Source organism: Gemmatimonadetes bacterium SCN 70-22 (assembly GCA_001724275.1).
Lineage (GTDB): Bacteria > Gemmatimonadota > Gemmatimonadetes > Gemmatimonadales > Gemmatimonadaceae > SCN-70-22.
In genome coordinates this window covers 1-6771 of record MEDZ01000074.1, presented here as the reverse complement: position 1 = coordinate 6771, position 6771 = coordinate 1, and the positions used below count along the sequence as shown (strand labels likewise).

At 69.3% G+C, this 6771-nt stretch carries 6 protein-coding genes and 1 pseudogene; 4 read left to right on the top strand and 3 right to left on the bottom strand.

Features of this window, described 5'->3' with window-relative positions; all coding sequences use genetic code 11:
• Window positions 1–714, top strand: a pseudogene (locus ABS52_19025) (hypothetical protein).
• 123 nt (window positions 715–837) lie between these two features.
• Here the strand turns inward: ABS52_19025 and ABS52_19020 are convergent.
• Window positions 838–2646 carry a heavy metal transporter gene (locus ABS52_19020; GenBank protein ID ODT00075.1) on the bottom strand — a complete coding sequence of 603 codons (1809 nt, stop codon included), beginning with the start codon at window positions 2644–2646 and terminating at the stop codon, window positions 838–840.
• Window positions 2647–2938: 292 nt separating this feature from the next.
• Here ABS52_19020 and ABS52_19015 point away from each other — a divergent pair, with 292 nt between their 5' ends.
• Window positions 2939–3148, top strand: a complete 210-nt coding sequence (locus ABS52_19015; GenBank protein ODT00074.1) for a cold-shock protein — start codon at window positions 2939–2941, stop codon at window positions 3146–3148.
• A 159-nt stretch (window positions 3149–3307) separates the two neighbouring features.
• Window positions 3308–3502: a 30S ribosomal protein S21 gene (locus ABS52_19010; GenBank protein ODT00073.1), complete on the top strand. Its 195-nt coding sequence runs from the start codon at window positions 3308–3310 to the stop codon at window positions 3500–3502.
• 115 nt (window positions 3503–3617) lie between these two features.
• On the opposite strand, the gene ABS52_19005 is transcribed toward ABS52_19010, so the two are convergent.
• Together ABS52_19005 and ABS52_19000 are read right to left on the bottom strand one after the other, a co-directional pair.
• The gene (locus ABS52_19005) at window positions 3618–4040 is read right to left on the bottom strand and encodes a hypothetical protein (protein ODT00072.1); all 423 of its coding nucleotides are present in this window, start codon (window positions 4038–4040) and stop codon (window positions 3618–3620) included.
• A gap of 1 nt (window position 4041) precedes the next feature.
• Window positions 4042–6006: an acetate--CoA ligase gene (locus tag ABS52_19000; GenBank protein ODT00071.1), complete on the bottom strand. Its 1965-nt coding sequence runs from the start codon at window positions 6004–6006 to the stop codon at window positions 4042–4044.
• A gap of 277 nt (window positions 6007–6283) precedes the next feature.
• Between ABS52_19000 and ABS52_18995 the strand changes: the two genes are divergently transcribed.
• Window positions 6284–6771 (top strand): inorganic pyrophosphatase (locus tag ABS52_18995; protein ID ODT00070.1); only part of this gene is annotated, 488 nt, incomplete at its 3' end.

Sequence of the window (6771 nt, the reverse complement as noted above, 5' to 3'; positions counted from 1 at the left end):
TTCCGCGAGACGCCGGAGGGGAAGCTGTCCCGCTACCTCAAGCGTGACGAATCGAGCGAGGTCATCTCCAAGTTCGCGCAGGTCGGGTCGATCACGCTCGACGACGGGACCAAGGTGACCATCGGCGCCGACTCCCGGCTGCGCACCCCCCCGGGCTTCAACACCGACGTTCGCGGCGTGCGCGTGGTGGGGACGGCGTCGTTCGACGTGGCGCAGCAGGGGGAGCTCCCGTTCGAGGTGCGGCTCGGTGAGGTCGCGGTGCAGGCCACCGGGACGCGATTCGCGGTGAACTTCGACACGGCGACGACCACGGCGATGGTGCGCGTGGACGAGGGGACGGTGAACGTGCGCTTCGGCAGGACCGTGCGCCCCGTCGCGACCGGCAAGGCGCTCGAGGTCGACGGCGCGGGGAACATGCGCGAGCCCGAGAAGACGGCGCTGGACGAGGCGCTGGCCTGGACCAGCGGTCGCCTGATCGTCGTCGACCGTCCGCTGCGGCAGGCCCTGGAGCAGACGCGCCGGTGGTACGGCATCGCCCTCATCCCCAACGACATGGCGCTCATGGACCGCAAGGTGTCGGTCGACGCCCCGCTCGACTCGTCGAAGGTGATGATCTCCGAGCTGGAGCGGACCGGCAACATGGTGTTTGGCTGGGAGGACAAGACCATGGTGCTCTACGACGCCAGCAAGCCGATCCCGAAGAAGAAGAAGTAGCCGCCTGGCGCACGCCTTACGACGCCTCGCCCGCTGGCGCCTGACGGCGACAGCGGGCGATGGGCATTTCACGGGTTGGTCGTGCGGAGTGGTCGTGCGGAGTGGTCGCCGAGGCGACGCCGGTCACGCCCGGTCGCGGCGCACCAGGACCTGACGTCCCTTGATGGTCGAGGAGCGCAGGGCGCTCACGATGTCGTCGGCGACTTCCTCCGGGACCTCGACGATCGAGAAGCGGTCGGCGATCTGGATCGCGCCGATGGCCCGGGCGTCGATCCCCGCTTCGTTGGCGATGGCTCCCACCAGGTCGCTGGGGCGCACCTTGGCGGAGCGTCCGGCGCCGATGTAGAGACGCGCCACATCCCACTCGGCCCCACGTGTCCGCCGGCGCTTGTCGCGGGTGGGGCCAACCGCCTCGCGCCGCGCGGTGCTCGACGGCGGCGCCTCCGGCTCGAAGATGCGCGGGCGGAAGCGAGCGCTACGCTCTTCCCGTCCGGCCGCGTCTTCCCGCTCTCCGCGCCGCGCGGGGGCGCTCGTCGCGCGCCCCTCGGGGCGGCGCTCCCGTCGCGGAGCCACGGCGGGAATCTCCTCCTCTTCTTCCGAGGCGCCGTCGCGCGCCTCGACCTGTTTGACCGCGGCGGCGGCCACGTCCATGAGGTCGAACTCCTCGGCCAGCGACTCCACGATCCCGCGATACGCGTCGAGCTCGCCGGCCAGGATGGTCTCGCGCAGCGAGGCTCGCGTCAGCTCGAGGCGGCGCGCGCGGAGGTCGGCCACCGTGGGGACCTGCGCGATCTCGATCTTCTGCTTGGTGAGGAACTCGATGTTGCGCAGGAGGCGGTGCTCGCGCGGTTCGGCGAGCGTGATCGCCACCCCTTCGCGCCCCGCGCGCCCGGTGCGCCCGATGCGATGGACGTACGATTCCGACGCCGACGGGACGTCGTAGTTGACCACGTGCGAGACGTGCTGGACGTCGAGGCCGCGAGCCGCAACGTCGGTGGCCACGAGGAGGTCGGCCTTGTTGGCCCGGAACTTCTTCATCACGCGGTCGCGCTGCTCCTGCGACAGCCCGCCGTGCAGCGCCTCGGCGCGGTAGCCGCGTGCGTTGAGCGTCTCCGTGAGCTCGTCCACCTCGGTGCGGGTGCGGCAGAAGACGATGGCCGACGTGGGATGCTCGATGTCGAGGACGCGCCCCAGCGCGGCCATCTTGTGGACGCGCGGGACGATGTAGGCCACCTGGCGCACCTTGGCCGCCTTGCCGGCGCTGACCGGTTCGCGGTCGATCTTGATCGTCTCCGGGTCGCGCAGGTGCCGGCCGGCGATGGCGGCGATGCGCGGGGGAAGGGTCGCCGAGAACAGCGCGGTCTGGCGTTCCTCGGGCGTCGCCTCGAGGATGGCCTCGAGGTCTTCGGCGAACCCCATGTCGAGCATCTCGTCGGCCTCGTCGAGCACCACGGTGCGGACCGAGTCGAGGGTGAGCGTCCCGCGGCGAATGTGGTCGAGCGCTCGGCCGGGGGTGGCGATGACGACGTCGACGCCGCGCTTGAGGGCCCGGATCTGCGTCTCCATCGACGCTCCGCCGTAGATGGGGAGGGCGACGACCCCCATCACCTTGCCGTAGCGGTGCACCGCCTCCGCCACCTGCATGGCCAGCTCGCGGGTGGGGACGAGGATGAGGGCAGCGGTGCGCTCCCGGGCCGGGGCGTCCGGGGCGAGCCGATGGAGGAGGGGGAGGGCGAAGGCTGCCGTCTTCCCGGTCCCCGTGGCGGCCTGCGCCAGGACGTCGACCCCGGTCAGGAGGACGGGGATCGCCGCCCGCTGGATGGGGGTCGGCTCCTCGTAACCGAGGGTGTCGAGGGCCGACAGGACCCGCGGGTCGAGGGCGAGCGCGGCGAAGCCGGCGTCGCCATGCGCCTCGGCGGGGGGGGAAGTCACGGTGCGTGGAGTCATGCAGCAATGTAGTCGTCTCCGGCGTCATTGACAGATTTCACCGGTATTCGTAATTTTACCATTCTTCGGAAACGCGGCTTCGCGCTTCAGTCGAGAAGACCCTGGGACCTCGCTCTCGCGGTGGTCCCTTTTGAATTTTCGCATCGGGGTACGCCGGCATTGCATGCCGACCGCTCTCATGCGGCCCTTCGTGGGGGCGTTGGTCCACGAATCACCTGCGTAGTCGGCATGTACGGCATTACCGGACTCCGACCACACAACACTTTGGAGTTAGGCAATGCGTATCACCGGCACCGTGAAGTGGTTCAACGACGCCAAGGGCTTTGGCTTCATCACCCCCGAGAACGGACAGAAGGACTGCTTTGTCCACCACTCGGCCATCCAGGGCAAGGGCTTCAAGTCCCTGGCCGAGGGCGAGCGCGTGGAGTTCGAGGTCGTGCAGGGCCAGAAGGGCCCCGCGGCCGAGAACGTCGTCAAGATCGGCTAACCAGCCGACGGGGCGCCGTGGCTTGGCCGCGGCGCCTCAGGCGGGGCGCCCCATGATCGGGAGCGCCCCGCCAACCGGGACCCCCCGGGGCCCCCTTCGGGTCGAAAGACGCGAATCCCTTGTCGCCACTCGTGCGGCGTGTCCATCGAGTAACCATCCATGATTGAAGTCAAGCTCGACGAAGGCGATCGGTTGGAGTGGGCCCTCAAGGCCTTCAAGAAGAAGGTCCTGAAGTCCGGGATCCTCAAGGAGCTGCGCCGCAAGCGGCACTATGTGAAGCCGAGCGAGGCCCGGCAGCTCAAGTCGGCCGCGGCTCGTCGTCGCGCCCGGCAGAAGCCGCGTCCGTCCGAGTAAGTCGTTCCTGGAGTCGTTGCTCCCCCGGGCCGTCCAACGCCCGGGGGCTTGCTGTTGCCGGGAGTGGCGCGCCCGCACCCCGGCATCGACGACCGTTCCCGGACGTCTCCGGACGCTAGCGCCGCTCCGTGATCGTGGAGTCGCTCAGGCGAAGCGCCGGGCGTTCCATGGTCGGCAGCACGTCGTCTCCCTCGCCGTCTCCCTCGCCGTCTCCCTCCGTCCCGGCATCCCTGGGGGGGCGAGAGCGCACCACGCGTCGCGGGACCAGTTCCTCGCCCAGCTCCACGAGGACCCGCGTGGCCACCAGGCTGGACAGCGGTTCGGGGACCCCCATTACGCGCACGTAGGTATCGATCGCGCGGTCGAACGGCATGTCCTCCGACAGCGTGTCGATGAACATCAGCGTGTTGCGCACGTGTGTCTCGATCAGCGCTTCCTCCGCGCGCGCCTGTGCCAGCCGCATGCGGCGCTCCGCCGACTCGTCGAGGCGCCGGGGAAAGAGCGATTCGGGGAAGATGCGGCGCAGGAGCGACGGCATGTCAGCTCTCCTGGCTCTCGTACTGGTCCTTGAGGCTGGCCACCACTCCCGGGTCGGCGAGCGTGGTGGTGTCGCCTAACGCGCGCCCCTCGGCGATGTCGCGCAGCAGCCGGCGCATGATCTTTCCCGAGCGCGTCTTGGGCAGGTCGGCGCTGAACAGGATGTCGTCGGGACGGGCGATGGCCCCGATCTTCTGCGCCACGAAGTCGCGCAGCTCGTCGCGCAAGGCCGGGTTGGGGTGGAAGCCGGTGCGCAGGGTCACGAAGGCGGCGAGCGCCTGTCCCTTGAGCTCGTGGCTCTTCCCCACCACCGCCGCCTCGGCCACCGACGGGTGCTCCACCAGCGCACTCTCGACCTCCATGGTCCCGATGCGATGCCCGGCCACGTTGAGCACGTCGTCCACCCGCCCGAGGATCCAGAAGTAGCCATCGTCGTCGCGCTTGGCGCCGTCGCCCGCGAAGTACAGGTCGGGGCGCCCCGGCCACTTCGAAAAGTACGTGTCGACGTAGCGCTGGTCGTCACCCCAAATCGTCCGCAGCATCGATGGCCAGGGGCGTGTGAGGGTCAGCAGCCCGCCGCCCACCGGGATCCGATTGGCCCTGGCGTCGACGAGCTCCGCCGAGAAGCCCGGAAGCGGGTGGGTCGCCGAGCCGGGCTTGGTGGCGGTGATCCCGGGGAGGGGAGAGATCACGATCGCCCCGGTCTCGGTCTGCCACCACGTGTCGACGACGGGGCAGCGCCCGCCGCCGATGTAGGTGTGGTACCACATCCAGGCCTCGGGGTTGATCGGCTCCCCGACGCTCCCGAGGAGGCGCAGGCGCGAGAGGTCGTGCCGGGCCGGCCACTCGGCCCCCCACTTCATGAAGGCGCGGATGGCCGTGGGGGCGGTGTAGAAGACCGTGACGCCGTGCCGGGCGCACATCTCCCACATCCGGTCCTTTTCCGGCCAGTCCGGAGCCCCCTCGTACATCACGCAGGTGGCGCCGTTCGCCAACGGCCCGTACACGAGGTACGAGTGCCCGGTGACCCACCCGACGTCGGCGGTGCACCAGAAGACGTCGTCGTCCCTGAGGTCGAAGACGTACTTCGTCGTGTAGGCGACACCGGTGAGGTACCCGCCGGTGGTATGCACGATCCCTTTAGGCTTCCCGGTGGTCCCCGAGGTGTAGAGGATGAAGAGGACGTCCTCGGCATTCATGTGCTCGGGCTCGCACTCGGCCTCCGCGTGCTGCATCAGGCGGTGCCACCAGAAGTCCCGCCCCTCGAGCATCTCCACGTAGGCCTCGCCGATGGGCCCCCCGGTGCGGCGCTGCACCACCACCACGTGCTTCACCGACGGGCACTCCTCGAGCGCCTTGTCGGTGTTGCGCTTGAGCGGGACGATCTGCCCCCGGCGATACCCCCCGTCGGCGGTGATCACCACCTTGGCCTGGGCGTCGTTCATCCGGTCGCGGAGCGATTCCGGGGAGAAGCCGCCGAACACCACCGAGTGGATCGCCCCGATCCGGGCGCAGGCCAGCATCGCGATCGCCGCCTCGGGAATGAGCGGGAGGTAGATCCCCACCCGGTCCCCCCGTTGCACGCCGAGCTTCCGGAGGACGTTCGCGAACTTCTGCACCTCGATGTAGAGGTCCCAGTAGGTCAGCGTGCGCCGGTCGCCGGGTTCCCCTTCGAAGATGATCGCCGCCTTGTTGCGCCGGCTGCCGCCGATGTGCCGGTCCACGCAGTTGTAGGCGACGTTCAGCGTCCCGCCGTCGAACCAGCGCGCGCGCGGCGGTCTCCAGTCGAGGACCGTGTGCCACGGCGTGTACCAGTCGAGCAGGCGGGCCTGCTCCGCCCAGAAGCCGTCGAGGTCCGCCGCCGCGCGCTCGTAGACCTCCGGCGAGTTGAGCAGCGCCTCGCGGGCGAACGCCGCGTCCGGGGGGAACTTCCGGTGTTCCTGCAGAAGGACGTCGATGTCGGACATGCGGATGGGAGGACTCGAGGGATGGAGGGGGGCGCTGGGAACGTACCGCGCCGTCATCGAAAGGCCTACCGCGCCATCACGTGTCTCGATTCTGCGGAGTTGCGCGGCATTCTGCAACCGCGAAAGCGCCGTCCGACCGGGGGCGTGGTGACGGCGCGCACGCCGCGCGGTCGCGGCGCGCCGTCCCTCGCGTACCGCCGCCAGCAGTGCGTCGTTATGTTCCGGTCGCCGGCGCATGCCGTCCACCCTTCCAACTTCCGCCGTCCCGGCTCCTGACATGATCAATCCCTGGCGCGACCTCTCGCCCGGCCCCCTCGCACCGGACGAAGTCACGGCGGTCATCGAGATTCCCAAGGGGAGCCGCAACAAGTACGAGCTGGACAAGGAGTCGGGGCTCTTCAAGCTCGATCGTGTCCTGTACTCGGCGGTGCACTATCCCGGTGATTACGGCTTCATCCCGCGCACGCTGCACGAGGACAACGACCCGCTCGACATCATCGTGCGGATCGACGAGCCCACCTTTCCCGGCTGCCAGATCCAGGCGCGCCCCATCGGGGTCCTCAAGATGCTGGACCGCGGCGAGCCCGACGACAAGATCCTCGCCGTCCCGTCGCACGACCCGCTGCACCACGAGTACTACGACATCGCCGACCTTCCGCAGCACTACCTGGCCGAGATCGAGCACTTCTTCCAGATCTACAAGGACCTGGAAGGGAAGCGGATGCAGATCGTGGGATGGGAGAAGAGCGAGGTGGCGATGCGCGT